Source organism: Amycolatopsis thermophila (assembly GCF_030814215.1).
Taxonomy (GTDB): Bacteria; Actinomycetota; Actinomycetes; order Mycobacteriales; family Pseudonocardiaceae; genus Amycolatopsis_E; species Amycolatopsis_E thermophila.
In genome coordinates this window covers 4,860,889-4,883,858 of the sequence record NZ_JAUSUT010000001.1, presented here as the reverse complement: position 1 = coordinate 4,883,858, position 22,970 = coordinate 4,860,889, and the positions used below count along the sequence as shown (strand labels likewise).

The following is a 22,970-nucleotide window of genomic DNA, read 5'->3' as shown; positions in this document are numbered from 1 at the left end:
GGGCGCCGAGGCGGCTCGGCGCCCGCTCCACGCGGTGTGACCGGGCGGCGGAGGTCGGCAGGCGCCACACGGTGCCCGGTCAGGCGCTGGTCCGGGCACGGATCACGAAGGTCGTCGGATCCGGCGGTCTCGCCGGCTGATTTCCGCCAGCCGCCGGCGCCGGGGGCGCGCAGACTGGGCGGGGTGATCTCGGATGTCGCGGGCTTCGACTGGCCCGCCCTCACCGCGGAGCTGGACGACTCCGGCTGCGCCCTGACCCCGCCCCTGCTCAGCGCCGCGGAGTGCCGCGAACTGTCGGCGCTGTACGACGACGTGGGCCGATTCCGGTCCACGATCGACATGGCGCGCTTCCGGTTCGGGTCCGGCCAGTACCGCTACTTCGACTACCCGCTGCCCGATCCGGTCGCGCAGCTGCGGGCGGCGTTCTACCCGCGCCTGCTGCCGATCGCGCGGGACTGGGCGGCGAAGCTCGGGTGGGACGCGCCGTGGCCGGACGACCTGGACAGCTGGCTCGACCGGTGTCACCGGGCCGGTCAGCGGCGGCCCACGCCGATCCTGCTGCGCTACCGCGCCGGTGACTGGAACGCGCTGCACCGCGACCTCTACGGCGACCTGGTGTTCCCGCTGCAGGTCGTGATCGGCCTCGACAAGCCCGGCACCGACCACACCGGCGGCGAGTTCCTGCTGGTCGAGCAGCGACCGCGGGCCCAGTCGCGCGGCACGGTGACCGTGCTCCCGCAGGGTCACGGGCTGATCTTCACCACCCGCGACCGCCCGGTGCGGTCCACGCGCGGCTGGTCGGCGGCGCCGGTGCGGCACGGCGTGAGCACCCTGCGCACCGGCATCCGCCACACCCTGGGCCTCGTCTTCCACGACGCCACCTGACGCGTCAGGCGATCTCGCGCAGCCCGTCGGCCGCGCGCAGCGTCGCCAGGGGCGGGCGCTGCTCGCACGCCAGGTCGGTCACCACGAGTTCCCGGTCGACGCCGTGCCCGGACTCACCGCGGCGGAACTGCGCGAGCAGCGTCGCCGGCGGCTCGGCCGACACCAGGCGCCCGTAGCGTTCCAGGCGGTCGAACACGGTCAGCATGATCTGCCCCGCCATGCGGCCCAGCGCCTGCGTGTCCTGGTGCCGGTGGGTGCGCTTGCCGAGGTCGACCTGCGCGAGCGCGTCCAGGCCGTGGGACTGCAGGATGTCGATCAGGTGCCCGACCTCGACCCCGTAGTTCGCCACGAACGGCACGCGCTCCAGCACCTCGCGCCGCCCGGCGTACTCCCCCGCCAGGGGCTGCACGAACCCGGCCAGCTCCGGCCAGTACAGGTTCAGCAGCGGCCGCGCGACGAGTTCGGTCACCCGGCCGCCGCCGTCGGCGTCGGTGGACACCGGCCCGACCAGCGGGCGGTGGTAGAAGCCCTTGACGTAGGCGACCGAGGCGTCGGTGAGCAGCGGCCCGAGCAGGCCGGTCACGTAGTCGCTGGTGAAGTCGTACAGATCGCCGTCGACGAACACGACGAGGTCGCCGTGGGAGGCCGCGAGCCCCTTCCACAGCGCCTCCCCCTTGCCCTGCAACGCGGGCAGGGCGGGCAGGACGGCGTCCTGCGCCACCACCGTCGCCCCCGCCTCGGCGGCCACGCGCGCGGTCGCGTCGCGCGACCGCGAATCGACCACCACCACCTCGTCGACCAGCTGGTGCCGGTCGACGAGGTCGCGCCGGATCGTGCGCACGATGTCCCCGACCGTCGCCTCCTCGTCCCTGGCCGGGATCACCACGCTGACCGCCGTGGCCGCCTTGGCGGCCACCAGGTCCGCCACCGGCCAGTCGCGCGCCCGGCTGCTGCGCCGGGGCAGCCACGAGCTCACGCCGGCGGTCACTTCCGGCTCCGCCGCCTTCCTCGCCCTGAAGCCACGCATGCGCATCCCCTTCCCCGGACCGGACATCGGCAGGACCGATGTTCCGGCAGGCGGGTTTCGCCGATCGCTCCCGGATGAAACCGGCAGGTTACGACTCCGTACCCCGGTGGCGGGACGCCGTAACACGCTCCGCACATCCGGCGGGGATCAGGGGATGACCGGGCACCGCATGGCATTGCCCGTCTGCTGCAGGCTCACGGTCGGCCCGCCGCCCGCGATCCGCACGCCGACGCCGGACGCACTCGCCCCCAGCTGCGCTTCGACCGCGACCACGGTGCACACCAGCTGCTCGGTCGCCGTCCGGCTGAGGTACACCGGGGACGGGGCGAGCGACACGGTCACGACCCCCTCCTGCATCACGCTCACCGAGGCGCCGACCGTCGCGGGCGGCAGCTCGGTGGTGTAGCCGGCACCGGACTCCGCCGCCGTGGGACCCCCGAGGAGGAGGGCGACCGCACCGGTCGCCGTGCCCAGGCGCCCGGTCTCGCGGATCACCGGCCGCACCTTCCCGTCGCGCACGAAGAACAGCATGGGACCGCTCGCCACGCCCACCGGCGCCTCCCCGGCCGCCACCGGCTCGGTCGGCCGCACCCCGCACCCGGCGAGCACCAGCACCGCGAGCAGCAGCATCCACCGCGCCTTCACCGCCGCACCTCCCTCCGGGGCAGCCGCAGCACGAACCGGGCACCGCCGCCGGGCCGGTTGCCCGCTTCGATCGTGCCGCCGTGCAGGCCCGCGTTCTTCTCCGCGATGGACAACCCCAGGCCACTGCCCTCCGACCGCGACCGCGCCGTGTCGGCCTTGTAGAACCTGGCGAACACGTGGGGCAGCACGTCCTCCGGCAACCCCGGGCCGTGGTCGGTGACCTCGACGACGACCTCCGGGCCGTCGGCCCACAGGCGCACCCGCACCGGCTCGGCGCCGTGCCGCAACGCGTTGCCGACGAGGTTGGCGACGATGACGTCGAACCGCCGCGCGTCCACGTCCGCGACGATCCCGTGCGGCAGGTCGGTTCCGACCCGGCCGGTCCACTGCCTCGCCCGCAGGCTCGCGGTGATCAGCTCGCCCAGGTCCGCCTCGCGCCGGTCCATGCGGGCCCGCCCGTTGTCGAACCGCGAGATCTCGATGAGGTCGTCGACGAGGCGGGCCAGCTTGCGGGTCTCGGCGCTGACGAGGCGGCTGGCCGTGCCGGTGTCGCCGGGCAGGTGCGCGCTCTCCTCGTCGAGCACCTCGGTCACCGCGGTCATCGCGGCCAGCGGGGTGCGCAGTTCGTGCGAGACGTCGGCGACGAAGCGGCGCGCGTCGGACTCCATGCGGCGCAACTCCCCCACGGTCTTCTCCAGGCTGGCGGCCGTTTCGTTGAACGTGCGGGCCAGTTCCGCCAGCTCGTCGGCGCCGCGTTCGGGCAGCCGCGTGGACAGTTCGCCGCGCGCGAGGCCCCGCGCGGCGTCCCGCAGGCGCCGCACGGGCCGCAGCACCGCCCCCGCGGCCAGCCACGCGAGGATCACCGCCAGCGGCACGGCGACGGCCGCGGTGCGCCATCCGTTCAGCGCGAACTCGGTGATCTGGATCTGCTCGGTGGACAGCGAGTACCAGGCGTACACCTCGAGCCCCGAGGGCACGACCCGGAAGTTCGTGTCGAAGGTCATCACCGGCATGCCGACCACCAGCTCCGGGCCACCGGTGTCGACGCGCTGGAACACGAGCCGGCCCTCGGCGCCGACCCGGGCGACGAGTTCGGGCGGCACCCGTTCCATCGAACCGCGGGCGGTGGAGGACAGTGCGCCGAAGCGGGCGACGGCGGCCGCCGGGACGGCCCGCAGCAACTCGTCGAGCGCCCCCACGTCGGGCGGCATCCGCAGGGTGGGGGCCACGGCGTCCACGTCGTCGCGCAGCCTGCTCATCACCTGGTCCTGGGTGGCGGTCAGCACCGTGCGCCGGGCGGCGACGTAGTTGACGCCGGTGGCGCCGACGATCGCCGCCACCGCGACGAGACTGATGATCAGCACCAGACGGGTGCGGATTCCCCGCCACCGCAACCGGAATCGTGCGGTCACAGTGGACCGAACCGGTAGCCGAAGCCGCGCACGGTCCGCACGTAGACCGGGGCGGCCGGCACGTCCTCCAGCTTCGCGCGCAGACGCTGGACGCACGCGTCGACCAGCCGCGAGTCACCGAGGTAGTCGTGTTCCCACACCAGTTCCAGCAGCTGCTGCCTGCTGAACACGCGGCCGGGCACGCGGGACAGTTCGAGCAGGAGCCGCAGTTCGGTGGGCGTCAACCGCACCGGTTCGCCGTTCTTGGTGACCTCGCACGCGGCGCGGTCGATGACCAGGTCGGCGTGGCGCTCCCGGTCGTGGCCCTGGGTGGCGCCGCGCCGCAGCACCGCCTTGATCCGCGCGTCCAGGACGCGCGGCTGCACCGGTTTGACCACGTAGTCGTCGGCGCCGGCCTCCAGACCGCCGACGACGTCGATGTCGTCGCCGCGGGCGGTGAGCATGATGATCGGCACCGGGCCGGTGGCGCGGATGCGGCGGCACACCTCGAACCCGTCGATGCCCGGCAGCATCAGGTCGAGCAGCACGAGGTCGGGGCGGCGCGCGGCGAGCAGGGTCAAGCCGCGTTCCCCGTCGGGGGCCGGCTGGACGTCGTGACCGTGCCGGCGCAGGCCCAGGCACAGTCCTTCCCGGACAGCCGGGTCGTCCTCGATCAACAGCACAGTCGGCACGCGGCCGATTATGGCGGTGGTTCACCAACTGCGGCGACTCTGTTGCGAAACCATGACATGACGACGATGGGACCCGGACATCGCCGCCCGACGCTGATCGGCATGTCCGTGCGAACCCGGCCACTCCGCCGTGGCCCCATCATCATCCTCGCCGTCGCGGTCGTCGCGGTCGTCGTCGCCCTGGGCAGCGCGCTCGCGTTGCGCGGGACCTCCAGCGGCACCGTGGCGGCGGAAACCTCCGCGACGAGCGTCCTCGTCTACGACCGCACCACGGACGACGTCCTGCGCGGCGACAACACCGGCGCGCGGTTCCGGTCGGCGTCGCTGGTGAAACTCCTCATCGCGCTCGACCTGGTGCAGCGCGGGCACGTGACCCCGCAGCGGCCGAGCCCGAGGGTCGCCCGGATGCTCGCCTACAGCGACGATCTGATCGCCGACGAGCTGTGGACCTCCGGCGGCGGCCCGGAGATCGTCCGCCGCACGGCGAGCGCCCTGGGCCTGACCGCCACCGAACCGCCCGCCGACGCCGGCCGGTGGGGCGACACGCTGCTGTCGGCGGCCGACGTGCTGAAGGTGTACCAGGCGGTGCTGTCGCTGCCGCCGTCCCAGCGCCGGCTGATACTCGACCCCCTCCGCGACGCGCCGCAGGTGGCCGCGGACGGCACGAACCAGCACTTCGGGATCCCGGACGGGCTGCCCGGTCGCAGCTGGGCGATCAAGCAGGGGTGGGCCGCCGGGCGCGGCGGCGTGGACGCGCACACGAGCGGGCTGGTGGGGCCCGGCGACCGCTACGTCGTGGTGGTGCTGACGCACCGGCCGAGCGGCACGGCGATGGCCAGCGCGATGCGCGAGGTGACCGAGGCGACGGCGGCGGTGGAACCGTTGCTGAGGTGAAGTTCGGCGGTGCCGGGCGTGTTCGTCGTACGTCCGGCAGGCGCGTCACCCCGGCCGGGCGCTGCCGGACCGCACCCCGCGCTACACGCTTTCTTCCAGCATGTCCGGCGTCACCGCGCTTTCGGTGTCCGGGATGTTCAGCTCCTTGGCCCGCTTGTCGGCCATGGCGAGGAGCCTGCGGATGCGCCCGGCGACCGCGTCCTTCGTCATCGGCGGGTCGGCCAGCTGGCCCAGCTCCTCCAGCGACGCCTGCCGGTTGTCCAGCCTCAGCCGGCCCGCCGCCAGCAGGTGCTCCGGCGCGGTGTCGGCCAGGATGTCCAGCGCTCGTTCCACCCGAGCGGCCGCCGCGACCGCCGCGCGGGCGGAACGGCGCAGGTTGGCGTCGTCGAAGTTGGCCAGCCGGTTGGCCGTCGCCCGGACCTCACGGCGCATCCGGCGCTCTTCCCACTGCAGGACGCTCGCGTGCGCGCCCAGGCGCGTCAGCAGGGCACCGATCGCGTCGCCGTCGCGCACCACCACCCGGTCCGCGCCCCGCACCTCGCGGGACTTGGCCTGGATGCCCATCCGCCGCGCCGCCCCGACGAGAGCCAGCGCCGCCTCGGGCCCCGGGCAGGTGACCTCGAGCGACGACGAACGCCCCGGCTCGGTGAGCGAACCATGCGCCAGGAACGCCCCGCGCCAAGCGGCCTCGGCGTCCGCGATCCCGCCGGACACCACCGCGGCCGGCAGGCCCCGCACCGGGCGCCCCCGCTGGTCGATCAGCCCCGTCTGACGGGCCAGGCTTTCCCCGTCGTGAACCACCCGGACGATGTACCGCGTCGTCTTGCGCAACCCGCCCGCGGACAGCACGTGCACGTCCGAATGGTGCCCGTACAGCTCGTGGATCTCCTTGCGCAGCCGTCGCGCGACCGAACCGGTGTCGAGCTCGGCCTCCACCACCACCCGTCCCCCCACGATGTGCAGGCCACCGGCGAAGCGCAGCATCGACGCGACTTCGGACCGGCGCGGCCCGATCTTCGTGATCTGCAGCCTGCTGAGCTCGTCCTTCACGGCGGCGGTCATCGCCATGGCCCCTCCCTACCCTTTCCGGCCCTCGGTCCCGCTGAGACCGAGAGCTTCCCGCACACAGCCGGCCAGCGCATCCGGATCGTGCACACCCTCGCGACCCGGGTCCGCCACGTCCGCCAGAAGCGCCTTGGCCCCCAGTCCCGCCGCCGCGTCCCGCAGGCGGGCCGGCGCCGGCACCGAGTCCCGGTCCGCGATCACCGCGTCCACCCGCAGACCGGGCGCGTGCTGGAAGAGTACGTCCAAGTGCCGTTCGGGTGAGAACCCCGCCGTCTCACCCGGCTGAGGGACGAGGTTCAGGACCACGATCTTCGTGGCCCGGGTGCGCAGCAACGCGTCGTGCAAACCGGGCACCAGCAGGTGCGGGAGGACGCTCGTGAACCACGAACCGGGCCCGAGGAACACCACCTCCGCGTCCAGCACGGCCTGCACCGCCTCGTCGCACGCCGACGGCTCCCCGCCCGGACGCTGCGGCGTGCGCAGCGTGATCCGCTCGACCCGGCCCGGCGTGCTCGCCACCGCGACCTGGCCGCGGATGCGCCGCAACGAGCCGTCGTCGTCGAGGCCGGACACCTCCGCCTCGATCTCCAGCGGCTCCGGCGACATCGGCAGCACCCGCCCGGACACGCCCAGCAAGCGCCGGGCCTCGTCCAGCGCGAGCACCGGGTCGCCCAGCACCTCGAACAGCCCGGCGAGCACCAGGTTGCCGACCGCGTGCCCGGTCAGGGCGCCGTTACCGCCGAAGCGGTGCTGGAACACCTCGGCCCACAACGATTCGCCCGTCTCGGCGACGGCGAGCGCGGCCAGCGCCTGCCGCAGGTCCCCCGGCGGCAGCAACCCCAGCTCGCGCCGCAACCGCCCGGACGAGCCACCGTCGTCGGCCACCGTGACCACCGCGGTCACGTCCGTGGTCAACCGCCGCAACGCCGTGAGGGTCGCGTGCAGCCCGTGCCCGCCCCCCAGCGCGACGGCGCGCAACGCCCCCGTCACTCGCGTCCCAGGTCCCGGTGGATCACCTTCACCGCCATACCGTCCTCATTGGACAAAAGCCGCGCCAGCTCCTCGGAGATGGCGACACTGCGGTGCTTCCCGCCCGTGCAGCCCACGGCCAGCGTCAGGTACCGCTTGCCCTCGCGCCGGTAGCCGGCGCCGATCAGGCGCAGCAGCTGGTGGTAGCGGTCCAGGAACTCCTCGGCCCCCTCCTGGGACAGGACGTAGTTGCGCACCTCGGCGTCGAGGCCGGTGTGGTCGCGCAGCTCCGGGATCCAGAACGGGTTGGGCAGGAACCGCACGTCCATCACGAGGTCGGCGTCCATCGGCAGACCGTACTTGTAGCCGAACGACAGCACGGTCACGCGGGTCTGCGTGGCCGACTCGCTGCCGAAGGCGTCCTCGATCTTTGCGCGCAGGTCGTGCACCGACAGCGCGGAGGTCTCCAGCACCAGGTCGGCCTCCTCGCGCAGCGGCGCGAGCATCTGCCGCTCGGCGGTGATGCCGTCGATGAGCCGCCCGTCGCCCTGCAGCGGGTGGCCGCGGCGCACCTGCTCGAACCGGCGCACCAGCACCGCGTCGGTGGCCTCCAGGAACAGCACCCGCGGCTTGTAGCCGCGCGCGTCGAGGTCCTTGATGATCGACGACAGGTCGTCGGTGAACGCGCGCGAGCGCACATCCATCACCACGGCCACCTTCGTGATCGCGCCGCGCGCCTGCGCCCCCAGCTCGACCATCGTGGCGATCAGCTCGGGCGGCAGGTTGTCCACCACGAACCAGCCCAGATCCTCCAGGCACTTCGCGGCGGTGCTGCGGCCGGCACCCGACAGCCCGGTGACCACGGCCACCTCCATGCCGGTGCCCCGGTCCTCGGCCATCGTCTCTCCCGTCACTTCTTGTCCGACTCCCCTTGCGATGCCAACGCGGCGAAGATCGCTTCGGCGGTGCGCTTGCCCACGCCCGGCACCTCCGCGATCTCGTCCACCCCTGCTTCCTTCAGCCGCTTCACCGACCCGAAGTGCTTGATCAACGCGGCCCGGCGCGCCTGCCCCAGCCCGGGCACACCGTCCAAAGCGGACACCTGCACGCGCTTGGCGCGCTTGGCGCGGTGGTAGGCGATGGCGAACCGGTGCGCCTCGTCCCGCACCCGCTGCAACAGGTACAGGGCCTCGGAGGTGCGCGGCAGGATCACCGGGTCGGGATCACCGGGCAGCCACACCTCTTCCAGCCGCTTCGCCAGGCCCACCACGGCGATGTCGGTGATGCCCATCTCCGCGAGCACGTCCGCCGCCGCCGTCGCCTGCGGGCCGGCACCGTCGACCACGAGCAGGTTCGGCGGGTAGGCGAACTTCCGCGGCCGTCCCGTCTCCGGGTCGATGCCCGGCTTGTCGCCGGCCAGGCCCTCCTGCGTTTCGGTCTGGTAGCGGGCGAACCGCCGCCGCACGACCTCGGCGATGGAGGCGACGTCCCCCTCGGTCGCGGCCTCCCGCAACGCGAACCGGCGGTACTCCGACTTGCGCGCGACGCCGTCCTCGAACACCACGAGCGAGGCGACCACGTCGGTGCCCTGCGTGTGGCTGATGTCGACGCACTCGATGCGCAGCGGCGCGCTGTCCAGCCCGAGGTGCTCCTGCAGCTCGGCGAGCGCGGCGGAGCGGGCGGTCAGATCGCCCGCCCGGCGCAGCTTGTGCTGGGCGAAGGCCTCTTCGGCGTTGCGCTGCACCGTTTCCGCCAGCGCGCGCTTGTCGCCGCGCTGCGGCACCCGCAGCTGCACCCGCGACCCGCGCAGCCCGGACAGCCACTCCGTCATCGCCTCGGCGTCGGCGGGCAGCTCCGGCACCAGGACCTCGCGCGGCACCGGGGTGCCCAGATCGGTGCCCTGGTCGGCGAGCTCGACCTGCTCGCCGTAGAACTGGGTGAGGAACTGCTCGACGAGGTCGGGCACGCCCATCTCGTCGGCCTTGTCGATCACCCAGCCGCGCTGGCCGCGCACCCGGCCGCCGCGCACGTGGAAGACCTGGACCGCGGCCTCGAGCTCGTCGTGCGCGAACGCGACGAGGTCGGCGTCGGTGCCGTCGCCGAGCACCACGGCCTGCTTCTCCATCGCCCGCCGCAGCGCGCCGATGTCGTCCCGCAGCCGGGCGGCCTTCTCGAACTCCAGCGACTCGGCGGCCTCGGCCATGTCCTGCTCGAGGCGGCGGACCATCGCGTCGGTCTTGCCGGACAGGAAGTCGCAGAAGTCGTCGACGATCTGCCGGTGCTCGTCGGCGCTCACCCGGCCCACGCACGGCGCGGAGCACTTGTCGATGTAGCCGAGCAGGCAGGGGCGCCCGATCTGGCCGTGACGGCGGAAGACGCCGTTGGAGCAGGTGCGCGCCGGGAACACGCGCAGCAGCAGGTCGAGCGTCTCGCGGATCGCCCAGGCGTGGGCGTACGGGCCGAAGTAGCGCACGCCCTTCTTGCGGGGGCCGCGGTAGACGTGCAGGCGCGGGAACTCCTCGTGCAGGGTCACCGCCAGCACGGGGTAGGACTTGTCGTCGCGGTAGCGGACGTTGAACCGCGGGTCGAACTCCTTGATCCAGTTGTACTCGAGCTGGAGCGCCTCGACCTCGGTGGTGACGACGGTCCACTCGACGCTGGCCGCGGTGGTCACCATCTGCCGGGTGCGCGGGTGCAGCCCGGACAGGTCGGCGAAGTAGGAGTTCAGCCTGCTGCGCAGGCTCTTGGCCTTGCCGACGTAGATGACCCGCTTGTTCGCGTCGCGGAACTTGTACACGCCGGGCTGCTCCGGGATGCTCCCCGGCGAGGGACGGTAGGTGGACGGGTCAGCCACGCCTCCAGCCTATGGCTCCCCTCCGACGGTCCGAGACACCCCTCCTGCCGGGTGCGGCCGGGGCGTGCGGGTATGCGATTCTTCCGATCATGCGCATCGCCTCCTGGAACGTCAACTCCGTCACCGCGCGGCTGCCGCGCCTGCTGGCCTGGCTGAACTCGGCGCGGCCGGACGTGGTGTGCCTGCAGGAGCTGAAGTGCGCGACGGAGGCGTTCCCGGCGGAGGTCGCCGAGGCCGGGTACGAGGTCGCGGCGTACGGCACGGGCCGGTGGAACGGGGTCGCGATCCTGTCCCGGGTGGGCCTGGCGGACGTGCGGCGCGGGCTGGACGGCGAGCCGACCTACGAGGACGCGTCCGAGCCGCGCGCGATCGGCGCGACGTGCGGCGGGGTGCGGGTGTGGTCGGTGTACGTGCCGAACGGGCGTGAGGTGTCGCACCCGCACTACGAGTACAAGCTGCGGTGGCTGTCGGCGCTGCGGGCCACCGTGGCCGCGGAGGCGGTGGAGGACCGGCCGTTCGCCGTGCTCGGGGACTTCAACATCGCCCCCACCGATGACGACGTCTGGGACATCACGCTGTTCGACGGCATGACGCACGTGACGGAGGCCGAGCGCGCGGCGCTGGCGGCGCTGCGCGAGGCGGGCCTGGAGGAGGTCCTGCCGCGCGCGTTGAAGTACGACACGCCCTACACCTACTGGGACTACCGGCAGCTGGCGTTCCCGAAGAACAACGGGATGCGCATCGACCTGGTGTACGGGTCGGCGAAGTTCACCGGCGCCGTGAGCGACGCCTACGTCGACCGCGAGGCGCGGAAAGGCAAGGGCACGTCGGACCACGCCCCCGTGGTGGTCGACCTGACGGTGTGATGGCGGGTTGGCCGCGCCCGCACGGCGAGCGGGTCCGTCCGGCTGCGAGGTTCACGGCGCCGGGCGACGGGCGGCGGCCGGCGGCCGGTATGGCGCACCGCGCTACGCCGGGCCAGCCACGGGCCGCGCGCGACCGCCCGGTCCTGCACGGACCGGGCCACTTCGTGCGCCAACGGATCGGCACTGACGCCGGGATGCGCACTCAGGGTGCGCCCCGTTGGTCACCCGGGCGGCAGGTCCGCAGCCCCGGCCGGTATGGCGCACCGCGCCGTGCCGGGCCAGCCACGGGCCGCGCGCGGGCGCTCGGTCGTCCTGCGCGAACCACGCCCCTCGCGCGCCCGCGGATCGGCACTGACGCCGGGATCCGCACTCAGGGCGCGCGCCCCTGGTCACGCCGGGCGGCGGGTCCGCAGCCCCTGCCAGCCGCACCACGCCGGGCCGGCCCGCGAGCCGCCGGCGAACAACGGTCAGTCCTGCCCGGCCCAGGCCGCCTTGTGCAGGCGCCGCAGGGTGCGGACCGCCTCGACCGCGCGGTCGCGGTCCACGGCCTGGATCGCGAGCATGGCGTAGTACTCGTCCTCCGGGAGCTCCAGCCGCGCGAACGAGGCGCCGTCCGGGAAGCTCACCGACAGCACCTCCAGCCAGGTGAACCGCCGCCCCACCAGGACGTTGCGCACCTGCACGCCCTCGGCGTCCGCGCGCACCCGCGGTGTCGCGAACAGCATCGTCGCGGCGGCCAGCAGCAGTCCGATGAACACCATCGCGATCTGGTCCGACCGCTGGAAGATCACACCGGTGTTCGAGCCGCGCAGCAGGATCGCCACGGCCACGAACACGGCGAGCAGCGCGACCGCCAGGATCGCCGACATCCACGTCGCCCGGTGCGGCCGGAACACCACCGGCTCGGTCGTCTCCGCCACGGCAGCGCTCACACGAACTTCCGATCCGTCCACGGCTGCCGCAGCGACCGCAGCACGCGCGCCGCGTCCAGCGCCGCCTGCGTGGCCTCGCGGCCCTTGTCCTCCTTCGACCCCGGCAGGCCGGACCGGTCCAGCGCCTGCTGCTCGGTGTCGCAGGTCAGCACGCCGTTGCCCACCGGCGTGCCCTCGTCCAGCGCGACCCGCGTCAAGCCGGCCGTCACCGCGTCGCACACGTACTCGAAGTGCGGCGTCCCGCCGCGGATCACCACGCCGAGCGCGACCACCGCGTCGTGCGTGCGGGCCAGCGCCTGCGCCACGACCGGCAGCTCGACGGCGCCGGCGACGCGCACCACGGTCGGCTCCTCGTTCAGCTTCGCCTCCCGCACGGCCGCCAGCGCGTTCTCCAGCAGGGCGTCGGTGATCTTGGCGTGCCACCGGGTCGCCACGATCCCCAGCCGCAGGTTCTCGCACTCGCTCAGGTCGAGCTCGACGTCCGGGCGCCCCTCACCGCTCATGGCCGTTACCGCTCCCTCGTGCCTCGGTCAGCGCCGATCCCCTGAGCGGGAAACGCGCTGTGTCCCCTCGGAGCGATTCCGCCCTGCGGTCGTCCTCGCTCACTGTGCCGCACCATTGCCGTTCCGTGCCTCCAGGTCGGCGCCGACCTGGTCGAACTCCTCGAGGTTGGACAGGTCGTGCCCCATCCGGTCCCGCTTCGTGCGCAGGTAGCGCAGGTTCTCCGGGTTCGGCGAGATCGGCAGCGGCACGCGCCCGGTGATCCGCAGCCCGTAGCCCTCCAGCCCGATCCGCTTGGCCGGGTTGTTGGTCAGCAGCCGCATCGACCGGACACCCAGGTCGCACAGGATCTGCGCGCCGGTGCCGTAGTCCCGCGCGTCCGCCGGCACCCCGAGCGCCAGGTTCGCGTCGACGGTGTCCGCGCCCAGGTCCTGCAGCTGGTACGCCTGCAACTTGTGCAGCAGGCCGATGCCCCGGCCCTCGTGCCCGCGGATGTAGAGCACGACCCCGCGGCCCTCGTCGGCGACGATCCGCAGCGCCGCCTCCAGCTGCGGGCCGCAGTCGCACCGCAGCGAGCCGAACACGTCGCCGGTGAGGCATTCCGAGTGCACCCGCACCAGGATGTCCTCGCCGTCGCCGATGTCGCCGTAGACGAACGCGATGTGCTCGATGCCGTCGAGCAGGCTGTCGTACCCGACCGCGCGGAACACCCCCGCATCGAGCGGGATGCGCGCCTCGGCGACCCGCTCCACCTGCTTCTCGTGGCGGCGCCGGTAGGCGATCAGGTCGGCGATGGTGATGATCTGCAGGTCGTGGTCGGAGGCGAACACCTCCAGCTCGTCCCGGCGCGCCATGTCCCCCTCGTCCTTCTGGGAGACGATCTCGCACAGCACACCGGCCGGGTGCAGCCCGGCCATGCGGGCCAGGTCGACCGAGGCCTCGGTGTGCCCGGGGCGGCGCAGCACGCCGCCTTCCTTGGCGCGCAGCGGTACGACGTGACCGGGCCGCCGGAAGTCACCGGCCTGCGACTTCGGGTCGGCCAGCAGGCGGGTGGTGTGCGCGCGGTCGGCCGCGGAGATGCCGGTGGTGATGCCCTCGGCCGCGTCGACGGTGACCGTGTACGCGGTGCCGCGCTGGTCCTGGTTGGTGTGGTACATCGGCGGCAGGTCGAGGCGGTCGCAGTCCTCCTCGGTGAGCGCCACGCACACGTAGCCGGAGGTGTAGCGCACCATGAAGGCCAGCAGCTCCGGTGTGGCCTTCTCGGCCGCGAAGATCAGGTCGCCCTCGTTCTCGCGGTCCTCGTCGTCGACGACGACCACCGGCCGCCCCGCCGCGATGTCCGCGATCGCCTTCTCGATGCCGGCGGTGTCCACGGACACCCCCGCGCCACACGGCGTCCCTGCGTTCACGCGTCCTCCTCCGTGCCGGCCCCGGTTCCAGTGTCCTCCGTGCGGCCGGGGAGATGCGGCGACGCGAGCTTCTCCACGTACTTGGCGAGCACGTCGACCTCGAGGTTCACCAGATCACCCGGCTCGGCACGGCCGAGGGTGGTCAGTTCCAGTGTGGTCGGAATCAGCGCCACGGTGAACTCGTCGTTCGTCACACTCGTCACGGTGAGGGAGATGCCGTCGACCGCGATCGAGCCCTTTTCCACGATGTAGCGGGACAGGCCCGCGGGCAGCGCGAACCGGGTGAGACCGGCCTGGTCGCGGGACAGGAACACCCCGGTGCCGTCCACGTGGCCCTGCATGATGTGCCCGCCGAGCCGGTCGCCCACGGCGGTGGCCCGCTCCAGGTTGACCCGGTCGCCGACGGCGATCTTGGCCAGCCGCGAGCGCTGCAGCGTCTCGTGCACCACGTCGACGGTGAACTCGGACCCGAACACGTCGACCACGGTCAGGCACACCCCGCTGACGGCGATCGAGTCGCCGTGCTTGGCGTCCGAGGTGACCACGGGGCCCCGCACGGTGAGCCGCGCGGCGTTGGGCACCTGCTCGACGGCCGTGATCTCGCCGAGTTCCTCCACGATGCCGGTGAACACTGGCGCGCGCCTCCTTGTCGGTGTCAGTGCGCCGCGCCGACGCGGGCGGCGCGGTCACGCAGGGCCGCGACGGCCTTGCCGGGGTCTTCGGCGCCGTAGACGGCGGAGCCGGCGACGAAGCAGTCCACGCCCGCCTCGGCCGCCTGCTCGATCGTGTCGGCGTTGATGCCGCCGTCGATCTCGACGACGAGCTTGAGGTGCCCGGTGTCGACCAGGCGGCGCGCGGTGCGGACCTTCTCCAGCACGTCCGGGATGAACGACTGGCCGCCGAAGCCCGGCTCGACCGACATCACCAGCAGGGTGTCGTAGTGCTTGAGGGTCTCGAGGTGGTCCTCGAGCGGGGTGCCCGGCTTGATCGACAGGCCGGCCCTGGCGCCCGCGGCGCGCAGGTTCTTGGCCAGCATCACCGGGTCGGCCGCGGCCTCGACGTGCACGGTGACGTTGTAGGCACCCGCCTCGGCGTAGCCGATGGCCCACCGGTCCGGGTCCTCGATCATCAGGTGGCAGTCCAGCGGGACGTCGGTGACCTTGAGCAGCGACTGCACCACCGGCAGGCCCAGCGTCAGGTTGGGCACGAAGTGGTTGTCCATGACGTCGACGTGGACCCAGTCGGCCCGGGCGTCGCCGGTGCCGGCGATGGCGTGGATCTCCTCGCCCAGACGGGCGAAGTCGGCGGACAGGATGCTGGGCGCGATGAGAGGTCGGTGGGCCACGGTTACGGAGTGTAGATCCTGGGTCCGCGCCGCCCGGGGGCCACTCACTCTGTGGACGCCGGCAGCACGTCCAGGACGTCCGACCAGGGCTTGCCGTACTCCAGCCGCCGCACCCGCACGCCGGCCTCAGCCAGGGTGTCCAGGTGCCGGCGCCAGGCCGGGTGCCGGAACCGGCTGTCCTGCACCTGGTAGCCGACGACGATGGTCACCGCCGGGTCGCCCAGGGCGTCGCCGAGGACGGTGAGGGCCTGGTTGTCGGCGATGCCGAGCGCGAGCTTGGCGACCGAGTTCGCCGAGGCCGGGGCGAACAGGAACACCGGCGGGTCCGGGTGCGGGCGCGGTTCGGCGGGCAGCCGGGACGCCGACCGGACGGGCAGGTCGGTCAGCGCGGCCAGCCCGCCGAGTTCGCCGGCCGCGTCCAGCCAGTGCCACGCGGTCGGGGTCAGCGTGATCGCCAGGCGCCAGCCGCGGGCGGCGGCCGGCGCGGCGAGCTCGGTGCGGAACCGGATGTCCAGTCCCCCGCACGAGCTGCCGATCAGCCCGAGGACCGTCACGGCTTGCGCAGCACGGCGCAGAACATGGCGTCCGTGCCGTGCCGGTGCGGCCACAGCTGCACGTACGGCCCGTCGCCCAGCTGCGGCACACCGGGGAAGAACTCGCGCGCGTCCAGCACGGCGGCCTTGGTGCGGCGGGCGATCTCGCCGACCACGCCCTCGGTCTCGGCCAGGTGCGGCGAGCAGACCACGTAGGCGACCACGCCGCCGGAGCGGGTGAGGTCCAACGCCGCGGTGAGCAGTTCGCCCTGCAGCTTGGTCAGGTCCGGCACGTCGGAGGGCTTGCGCCGCCAGCGCGCCTCCGGGCGCCGCCGCAGCGCGCCGAGGCCGCTGCACGGCGCGTCGACCAGCACCCGGTCGAAGCCGGGTTCGAGGCCGGACTCGCGGCCGTCGGCGACGTGCACGGTGACCGGCAGGCCCCCGGTCGTCTGCTCGACGAGCTTCGCCCGGTGCGGGGCCTGTTCGACGGCATCGACGTGCGCGCCCTGCGTGGCGGCGAGCGCGCCGAGCAGGCCGGCCTTGCCGCCGGGTCCCGCGCACAGGTCGAGCCAGCGCTCGTCGGGGCCGTCCAGGGGTACGCGGGTGAGCGCGACGGCGCACAGCTGGCTGCCCTCGTCCTGCACCACGGCGAGGCGCTCGCGGATCGGCTCGGAGTCACCGGGGTCGCCCGCGCCTGCGGGCAGGTGCACGCCGTAGGGCGAGTACGGGGCGACGTCCCCGCCGGTGATCGCGGCCAGTTCGTCGGCGCTGATCTCGCCGGGCCGGGCGGCCAGGTGGACGGCCGGGCGGGCGTCGTCGGCTTCGAGTGCCGCCTGCAGGTCGTCACCCTTGTCGCCCAGGGCTTCGGCGAACGCGCGCGCCACCCAGCGCGGGTGGGCGGTGCGCATCGCCAGGTGCCCGATCGGGTCGGCGTCGCGGTCCGGCGTCAGCTGCGCCATCCAGGCGTCCTCGTCCTGCTCGGAGATCTTGCGCAGGACGGCGTTGACGAACCCGGCGACGTGCGAGCCCGCGTCCTCGCGCGCCAGGTCGACGGTCGAGGTGACCGCGGCGTGCTCGGGGATGCGGGTGCGCAGCAGCTGGTAGGCGCCCAGGCGCAGGCAGTCCAGGACCGGGCCGTCGACCTTGTCGAGCGGGCGGTCCAGGCACGCCGCGATGATCGCGTCGAGCATGCCCTGGGCGCGGGAGGCGCCGTAGGCGAGTTCGGTGGCCAGCGCCGCGTCCCGCCCGGACAGGCGGCGACGGCGCAGCATGTCGGGCAGCACCAGGTTCGCGTAGGCGTCGCGCTGGCGGACGGCGCGCAGCACGTCCAGCGCGACGCGGCGCGCCGGGTCCTCGGCCGGCGGCCGGCGGGGGCCCTGCTTGCGGGGCGCCGGGCGGCCGCGCTGGGGCCGTGAGGGCCTGCGCTCGTTCATGACAGCCGTTCTCCTTGCTCGATGCGGGTGCCGCGGGCCCAGTCCGTGGCCGCCATGCGTTTCTTGCCCTGTGCCTGGACCTCGCCCAGCCGCACCGGTTTCGTCGCCGTGCCGGCCAGGACGCGCTTGCGCTCGACGCGCAGTTCGCCGGGCTCGAGCGCGGGTTCGTCGACGACGGTGACCGGGCCGAGCTTGAGGCGCTCGCCGCGGAACTCCGTCCAGGCGCCGGGTTCTGGGGTGACCGACCGGACGAGCCGGTCGACGGCGGCGGCCGGGTCGGTGAACGTGACGCGGGCGTCGTCGACGGTGACCTTGGGTGCGTAGGTGACGCCGTCGGCGGGCTGGGGCACGGCCTGGACCTCGCCGTCCTCGATGCCGTCCAAAGTGGACACCAGGAGGCGGGCGCCGGAGACCGAGAGGCGTTCCAGGAGCGCGCCGGCGGTGTCGGTGTCGGCGATCTTTTCGGTGACGACGCCGAAGACCGGGCCGGCGTCGAGTTCCTTGACGATGCGGAAGGTGGACGCGCCGGTGATCTCGTCGCCGGCGCGGATGGCGGCCTGCACGGGGGCGGCGCCGCGCCACGCGGGCAGCAGCGAGAAGTGCAGGTTGATCCAGCCCCGCGGCGGGATGTCCAAGGCGCGCTGCGGCAGGAGCGCCCCGTAGGCGACGACGGGGCACGCGTCGGGGGCGAGTTCGGCCAGCCGGGCCAGGAAGTCGGGGTCGCCGGCCTTGGGCGGGGTGAGCACCTCGATGCCGTGCTCGTCGGCGAGCGCGCCGACCGGCGAGCGCAGGAGCTTGCGCCCCCGGCCGGCGGGGGCGTCGGGCCGTGTGACGACGGCGACGACCTCGTGCCGCGGCGAGTCGAGGAGCGCCTGCAGCGAGGGCACGGCGGGTTCGGGGGTACCGGCGAACACGAGACGCATCAACGCACCTCGGCGGCGGGTGTGGACTGGATGGGCATCGGAGCCAGTCTAGTGACCGGCCACGGCGCGCCGCCCGGGCGGATCACGGCACCACGAGCGCCACCTGCACCCGCTCTCCCGTCACGCCACGCCACTCCTCCCCGGACAGCGCACCGCGGTCCGGCAGGCGCACCACCATGTGGCAGACGCCCGAGCGACGTCCGGCAGGCGCACCACCCCGACCAGCGCCCCGGGCGGATCACGGCACCGGGTGCACCACCTGCGCCGCTCCCCCGCCGCGGCGCACCGGCTCCGCCGCGGCCAGCCACCGGCCGTCCGGCAGGTGCTCGACCCCCGTCGCGGCTCCGATCTCCGCCGGCGTGGACGAGAAGAGCTGCCCGCGTCGCTGCAGGTCGGACGACTCGCGCAGCGCGAGGAAGGCCGGTTCGACCTGCGCGGGGCCGGAGTTGCGCTGGGAGGCCCGCGGCGCGGCGATGGCCTCTTCCAGCGAAAGACCCCGGTCGAGGCGGCCGAGCAGCACCTGCAGCACGGTGGTGATGATCGACGCCCCGCCCGGCGAGCCCGCGGCCAGCAGCGGCTTGCCGTGCTCGAGCACGATCGTCGGCGCCATCGACGACCGCGGCCGCTTGCCCGGGCCGGGCAGGTTCGGGTCGGGCACCCCCGGGGTGACCGGCGTGAAGGAGAAGTCGGTCAGCTCGTTGTTCAGCAGGAAGCCCCGCCCGGGCACCACCATGCCGCTGCCGCCCTCCTGCTCGATGGTGAGCGTGTAGGCGACGACGTTGCCCCACCGGTCGGCGACGGTCAGGTGCGTGGTGTTCTCGCCCTCGTACGGCGTCGGCGCGGCGGGCCCCGCGGCGCACGGCCGCGGGTGGCGCGGGTCGCCGGCGGCGACGGTCCCGGTCGCGGCCCGGTTCGGGTCGATCAGGCAGGCGCGGCTGTCGGCGAAGGGCCGGCTGAGCAGGTCCCGCGACGGCACGTCCACGAACGCCGGGTCGCCGATCCACCGGTTGCGGTCGGCGAAGGCGAGACGGCTCGCCTCCAGGAAGTGGTGCAGGTAGTCGGCCTCGCTGAAGTGCGAGACGTCGAAGTCCTCCAGGATGTTGAGCGCCTCGCCGACGGTGAGCCCGCCGGAGGACGGCGCCGGCATGCCGTAGACGTCCAGGCCGCGGTGCCGGGTGTGCGTGGGTTCGCGCTCGATCGTGCGGTAGGCGGCGATCTCGTCCGCGATCGGGCCGCGGTAGAGCGCGCCGGCGCCCTGGTTCGCGAGCGTGTCGTAGGTGTCGGCCAGGTCCGGGTTGGTGAACGTGCTGCCCACCGCGGGCGGCGCGCCGCCGGGCAGGTACAGCGACCGGGTGCTGGGGAACGCCGAGAACCGCTCAGCGTTGCCGGTGATCTGGTCGGCGAAGGTCTGGTCCACCGTGAACCCGTCCCGGGCCAGGCGCGCCGCGGGGCGCAGCATCTGGCTCAGCGAGCGGGTGCCCCACGCGCGCAGCGCGTCCTGCCACGTCGCGGGCGTGCCGGGGACACCGACGGACAGCCCGCTGGTGACGGCCTCGTCGAACGGGAGGGCCTGCCCGTTCTCGACGAAGAGGTTTTCGTCCGCCGACGCGGGCGCGGTCTCGCGGCCGTCGAGGGTGTGGACCCGGCCGGTGCGGGCGTCGAAGTAGACGAAGAACCCGCCGCCGCCGATGCCCGCGGAGAACGGGTCGGTGACGCCGAGCGCCGCGGCGGTGGCTACGGCCGCGTCGACGGCGTTGCCGCCCTCGCGCAGGACCTGGGTGCCGATCGCGGTGGCGTCGGCGTCGATGCTGGCGACCGCTCCGCCGAACCCGGTCGCGACGGGCTGTTTCGGCGGTGCCTGGTCCGCCTGCGCCACGCCGGGGACGAGCAGGAGAGCACTCAGGAGAACCGGAACGCCACGCAGAGTCCGCATTTCCCGGAGTCTTCCGCGTTCCGCCCACGCCCTCAACCCGAACCGGGCAGGATGATCACCGTGACCAGGATCAGCGCTGGCGAGGCGATCGGCTCCCTCATCGCCATCGTGTTCGGGCTCGTGTTCGTCTTCGTCAACAGCGGCGGCCTGGCCGCGCCGTGGCCCCTCGTGGTGCGGATCGCCGGAGCGGTGGTGGCGGCGGTGCTGCTCGTGCTGCTGCTGCGACGCGGGAAACCCGAGGGCGGCGCGGGTACGACCTTCTTCGACCGCAACCGGTTCTGGGTGATCGTCGCCGCCGAGGTGGTGGCGCTGTTCGCCGGGCTGTACGTCATCAACGGCGTGCTCGGGCACGGCGAGGTCGGCGTCGCGTGGATCGCCGTGGTGGTGGGCGTGCACTTCGTGGCGATGGGCTGGGCGTTCCGGCTCGGGCGGTTCCGGACGCTCGGCTGGACGCAGACCGCGCTCGGCGTGGCGGGGTTCGCGCTCCGGGCGTCCGGCGCGGGCGCCGCGGTGATCGGTCTGGTGTCCGGCGTGCTGTCCGGGGTCGCGCTGTTCGCCGCGGCGTTGTACACGCTGCGCCGCTGAGCTCAGATCAACGCCAGCGGGTCCAGCTGGATCCGCACGGCGTCCTGTTCCTTGCGCGCCGCCCGCGTCGCCTGGGCGGCGGCGAGGCAGGTGGCCAGGGCACGGCCGTCACCGCGCGGCACGCGGATCAGCGACCGCTCCCGTTCGGACCGGCCCTCCTCGTCGGGCTCGGTCAGCGGCACCGGGCCCAGGACCTCCGCAGACCCGGGCAGGTCCGCCTCCTCCAGCAGCGCCGCCACCGCCTCCGGCGACCCTTCGACGCTGGCCATCCGCACCGCCGGCGGGAACCCCAGCTCGCGCCGCTCGGACAGCTCCCGTTCGGCGTGCCAGGCCGGGTCCCACCGGACCAGTGCCTGCACCGGCGCCAGCGGAGCCTCCGCGCCCACGATCACCCGCCCGCCGGCCGAGGCGGGCCGCACCAGCGCCGCCGCCGTCATCCACCGGCGCAGCGTCTCCTCGGCCGCGCGCAGGTCCTGCCTGCCCAGCAACGCCCAGCCGTCCAGCAGCAGCGCCGCGCCGTACCCGCCCTCGGCGACCGGCTCGGCTCCCGGTGTCGAGACGACCAGCGCCGGCCGCCCGGGCACGGTCGCCAGCACTTCGCGGGCGCCCGAGGTGCGCACCGGCGTCCCCGGGAAGGCCCGGCCCAGCTCCTCCGCCGTCCGCTTCGCGCCGACGACGACCGCCCGCAGCCGCGCCGAACCACAGGCCGGGCACCGGAAGTGCGCCTCGGGCGTCCCGCACCAGCGGCAGCTCGGCGGATGGGCCACGTCGGCACCCGCCCCGCCCGGCAACCCCAGCGGCCCGGCGCACCGGCGGCAGTGGGCGGGGGTCCGGCACCGGGCACACGCCAGCGCGGGCACGTAACCGCGTCGCGGCACCTGAACCAGCACCGGCGCCCCGGCCGCGAGGGACTGCCGCGCGGCCTCGAACGCCACCGACGGCAACCGCGCCACACGCGCCGCCTCGTCGCGCGCCACGTCGAAGTCCTCGCCGACCGGCGTCACCCGCGGCGCCGCCTTCCGCAGCTCGTCCCGCGACCCGGTGACCGGGTGCGCCCACCGCGTCTCGACCAGCAGCTGCGCCTCCGCCGACCGGGCGAAACCGCCGGCCACGAACGACGCGCCCTGCGCGTGCGCGCGCAACGCCAGCACGTCCCGCACCTGCGGGTAGGGCATGTGCGGGTCGACGTGCAGGTCGTCGCCGTCGTCCCACACCACGAACAGCCCGGGGTCGGCCACCGGCGCGAACATCGCCGCACGTGTCCCGACCACGATCGGCACCGAGCCGCGTGACACCGCCAGCCAGCGCCGGTACCGTTCGGCCGGCCCGGTGTCGGCGGACAACGCGACCACGGCGTCGGCGCCCGCCACCCGGGCGCAAGCGTCGTGCAGCCGAGTCAGGTCACGGTGGTCCGGCACCACCAGCAGGGCACCCCGGCCGGACGCCGCCGCGAGCCCGGCCAGCTCGGCCAGCCGCGCCGGCCAGTCCTCCCCCGGCAGCGCCTGCCACACGGCGTGCGCCTGCCGCCCGGCCCGCACCGCGTCGGTGAACGACCCGCCGAACTGGTAGCGCTGCCACGCCTGCGCCGGCGGCGCCTGGCTCACCCGCACCGGATCGCGCGGCGGCTCGGACTCGGCCTTCGCGTGCCGCGGCGGGATCGCCAGCCGCAGCACGTCCATCAGCGTGCCGCCGTAGTGGTCGGCCACGCGCCGGGCGAGCGCGTGCAGGGTCGGCGACAGCACCGGCTCGGGCGAGGTGACCCGTTCCAGGAACGCCAGGCGCCCCTTGTGCTCGGTGGTGGCGGCGCGCTCGACGAGGAACCCGTCGACGAGCTGCCCGGCGAACCGCACCCGCACCCGGCAGCCGGGCACCGCGTCGGCGTCGAGCTTGTCCGGCACCTGGTAGTCGAAGGTGCGGTCCAGGTGCGCCAGCGGCACGTCCACGACGATGCGCGCGATCGGGTCGCGCTCGGCCGGCTTCTGCTGCCCCTTCCGGGACACGGGCCGCTTCGCCGCGGCGCGCCGGGGAGGCGCGGCGGCGGGCAGGTCCCAGAGCGCGTCGGAAGAGGTCACGCTTGCTTTCTCTACC

At 74.0% G+C, this 22,970-nt stretch carries 22 protein-coding genes; 4 read left to right on the top strand and 18 right to left on the bottom strand.

Translation table 11 applies throughout. The annotated features are described in order from the left end of the window. Window positions 1–183: 183 nt before the first annotated feature. A complete protein-coding gene (locus FB470_RS23970; protein ID WP_306995018.1) occupies window positions 184–885 on the top strand; it encodes a 2OG-Fe(II) oxygenase in 702 nt (233 codons plus the stop codon). Window positions 886–889: 4 nt separating this feature from the next. On the opposite strand, the gene FB470_RS23965 is transcribed toward FB470_RS23970, so the two are convergent. From FB470_RS23965 to FB470_RS23950, 4 genes are all read right to left on the bottom strand, one after another. Beyond that, on the bottom strand, window positions 890–1,912 hold the full coding sequence (locus FB470_RS23965; protein WP_306995017.1) for a glucosyl-3-phosphoglycerate synthase: 1,023 nt from the start codon (window positions 1,910–1,912) through the stop codon (window positions 890–892). Between the two features lie 147 nt (window positions 1,913–2,059). Continuing rightward, window positions 2,060–2,557: a GerMN domain-containing protein gene (locus FB470_RS23960; RefSeq protein WP_306995016.1), complete on the bottom strand. Its 498-nt coding sequence runs from the start codon at window positions 2,555–2,557 to the stop codon at window positions 2,060–2,062. After that, window positions 2,554–3,969: a sensor histidine kinase gene (locus tag FB470_RS23955; RefSeq protein ID WP_306995014.1), complete on the bottom strand. Its 1,416-nt coding sequence runs from the start codon at window positions 3,967–3,969 to the stop codon at window positions 2,554–2,556. The genes FB470_RS23960 and FB470_RS23955 overlap by 4 nt, the downstream gene beginning before the upstream one ends. Then, window positions 3,966–4,640, bottom strand: coding sequence for a response regulator transcription factor (locus tag FB470_RS23950; RefSeq protein ID WP_306995012.1), 675 nt, complete (start codon window positions 4,638–4,640; stop codon window positions 3,966–3,968). Before FB470_RS23950 ends, FB470_RS23955 begins: the two co-directional genes overlap by 4 nt. A 102-nt stretch (window positions 4,641–4,742) precedes the next feature. Between FB470_RS23950 and FB470_RS23945 the strand changes: the two genes are divergently transcribed. After that, window positions 4,743–5,534 carry a serine hydrolase gene (locus FB470_RS23945; RefSeq protein ID WP_306995010.1) on the top strand — a complete coding sequence of 264 codons (792 nt, stop codon included), beginning with the start codon at window positions 4,743–4,745 and terminating at the stop codon, window positions 5,532–5,534. A gap of 81 nt (window positions 5,535–5,615) precedes the next feature. Here FB470_RS23945 and whiA read toward each other — a convergent pair whose 3' ends face one another. From whiA to uvrC, 4 genes are read right to left on the bottom strand one after another with little or no spacing between them, the layout of a single operon-like run. Continuing rightward, window positions 5,616–6,602, bottom strand: a complete 987-nt coding sequence (gene whiA, locus FB470_RS23940; protein WP_306995008.1) for a DNA-binding protein WhiA — start codon at window positions 6,600–6,602, stop codon at window positions 5,616–5,618. A gap of 9 nt (window positions 6,603–6,611) precedes the next feature. Next, a complete protein-coding gene (locus FB470_RS23935; RefSeq protein ID WP_306999458.1) occupies window positions 6,612–7,577 on the bottom strand; it encodes a gluconeogenesis factor YvcK family protein in 966 nt (321 codons plus the stop codon). 8 nt (window positions 7,578–7,585) lie between these two features. Further along, the gene (gene rapZ / locus FB470_RS23930) at window positions 7,586–8,443 is read right to left on the bottom strand and encodes an RNase adapter RapZ (RefSeq protein WP_370876695.1); all 858 of its coding nucleotides are present in this window, start codon (window positions 8,441–8,443) and stop codon (window positions 7,586–7,588) included. Window positions 8,444–8,478: 35 nt separating this feature from the next. After that, the gene (gene uvrC, locus FB470_RS23925) at window positions 8,479–10,422 is read right to left on the bottom strand and encodes an excinuclease ABC subunit UvrC (protein WP_306995006.1); all 1,944 of its coding nucleotides are present in this window, start codon (window positions 10,420–10,422) and stop codon (window positions 8,479–8,481) included. An 89-nt stretch (window positions 10,423–10,511) separates the two neighbouring features. On the opposite strand from uvrC, the gene FB470_RS23920 reads away from it, so the two are divergent. Next, window positions 10,512–11,288 (top strand): exodeoxyribonuclease III, encoded by a 777-nt coding sequence (locus FB470_RS23920; RefSeq protein ID WP_306995005.1) that lies wholly within the window; start codon window positions 10,512–10,514, stop codon window positions 11,286–11,288. 467 nt (window positions 11,289–11,755) lie between these two features. Here FB470_RS23920 and FB470_RS23915 read toward each other — a convergent pair whose 3' ends face one another. From FB470_RS23915 to ggt, 9 genes are all read right to left on the bottom strand, one after another. Further along, on the bottom strand, window positions 11,756–12,220 hold the full coding sequence (locus FB470_RS23915) for a PH domain-containing protein (protein WP_306995003.1): 465 nt from the start codon (window positions 12,218–12,220) through the stop codon (window positions 11,756–11,758). Continuing rightward, entirely contained in the window at window positions 12,217–12,723 is a 507-nt protein-coding gene (gene ribH / locus FB470_RS23910; protein WP_306995001.1) for a 6,7-dimethyl-8-ribityllumazine synthase, read from the bottom strand. The genes FB470_RS23915 and ribH overlap by 4 nt, the downstream gene beginning before the upstream one ends. A 99-nt stretch (window positions 12,724–12,822) precedes the next feature. Continuing rightward, window positions 12,823–14,100 (bottom strand): bifunctional 3,4-dihydroxy-2-butanone-4-phosphate synthase/GTP cyclohydrolase II, encoded by a 1,278-nt coding sequence (locus FB470_RS23905; RefSeq protein ID WP_306999455.1) that lies wholly within the window; start codon window positions 14,098–14,100, stop codon window positions 12,823–12,825. Between the two features lie 26 nt (window positions 14,101–14,126). Beyond that, entirely contained in the window at window positions 14,127–14,762 is a 636-nt protein-coding gene (locus FB470_RS23900) for a riboflavin synthase (RefSeq protein WP_306994999.1), read from the bottom strand. Between the two features lie 23 nt (window positions 14,763–14,785). Next, window positions 14,786–15,475, bottom strand: coding sequence for a ribulose-phosphate 3-epimerase (rpe, locus tag FB470_RS23895; protein ID WP_306994997.1), 690 nt, complete (start codon window positions 15,473–15,475; stop codon window positions 14,786–14,788). A gap of 44 nt (window positions 15,476–15,519) precedes the next feature. Next, the gene (locus tag FB470_RS23890) at window positions 15,520–16,029 is read right to left on the bottom strand and encodes a flavoprotein (protein ID WP_306994996.1); all 510 of its coding nucleotides are present in this window, start codon (window positions 16,027–16,029) and stop codon (window positions 15,520–15,522) included. Continuing rightward, window positions 16,026–17,441, bottom strand: coding sequence for an RsmB/NOP family class I SAM-dependent RNA methyltransferase (locus tag FB470_RS23885; RefSeq protein WP_306994995.1), 1,416 nt, complete (start codon window positions 17,439–17,441; stop codon window positions 16,026–16,028). Before FB470_RS23885 ends, FB470_RS23890 begins: the two co-directional genes overlap by 4 nt. Further along, complete coding sequence (fmt, locus tag FB470_RS23880) at window positions 17,438–18,364, bottom strand: methionyl-tRNA formyltransferase (protein WP_306994993.1); 927 nt, start codon at window positions 18,362–18,364, stop codon at window positions 17,438–17,440. Before fmt ends, FB470_RS23885 begins: the two co-directional genes overlap by 4 nt. A 238-nt stretch (window positions 18,365–18,602) precedes the next feature. Further along, window positions 18,603–20,297 carry a gamma-glutamyltransferase gene (gene ggt, locus FB470_RS23875; RefSeq protein WP_306994991.1) on the bottom strand — a complete coding sequence of 565 codons (1,695 nt, stop codon included), beginning with the start codon at window positions 20,295–20,297 and terminating at the stop codon, window positions 18,603–18,605. 51 nt (window positions 20,298–20,348) lie between these two features. On the opposite strand from ggt, the gene FB470_RS23870 reads away from it, so the two are divergent. Beyond that, complete coding sequence (locus FB470_RS23870) at window positions 20,349–20,882, top strand: hypothetical protein (protein WP_306994990.1); 534 nt, start codon at window positions 20,349–20,351, stop codon at window positions 20,880–20,882. 2 nt (window positions 20,883–20,884) lie between these two features. Here the strand turns inward: FB470_RS23870 and FB470_RS23865 are convergent, their stop codons facing one another. Next, window positions 20,885–22,954 (bottom strand): primosomal protein N', encoded by a 2,070-nt coding sequence (locus FB470_RS23865; RefSeq protein WP_306994988.1) that lies wholly within the window; start codon window positions 22,952–22,954, stop codon window positions 20,885–20,887. Window positions 22,955–22,970 lie beyond the last annotated feature (16 nt).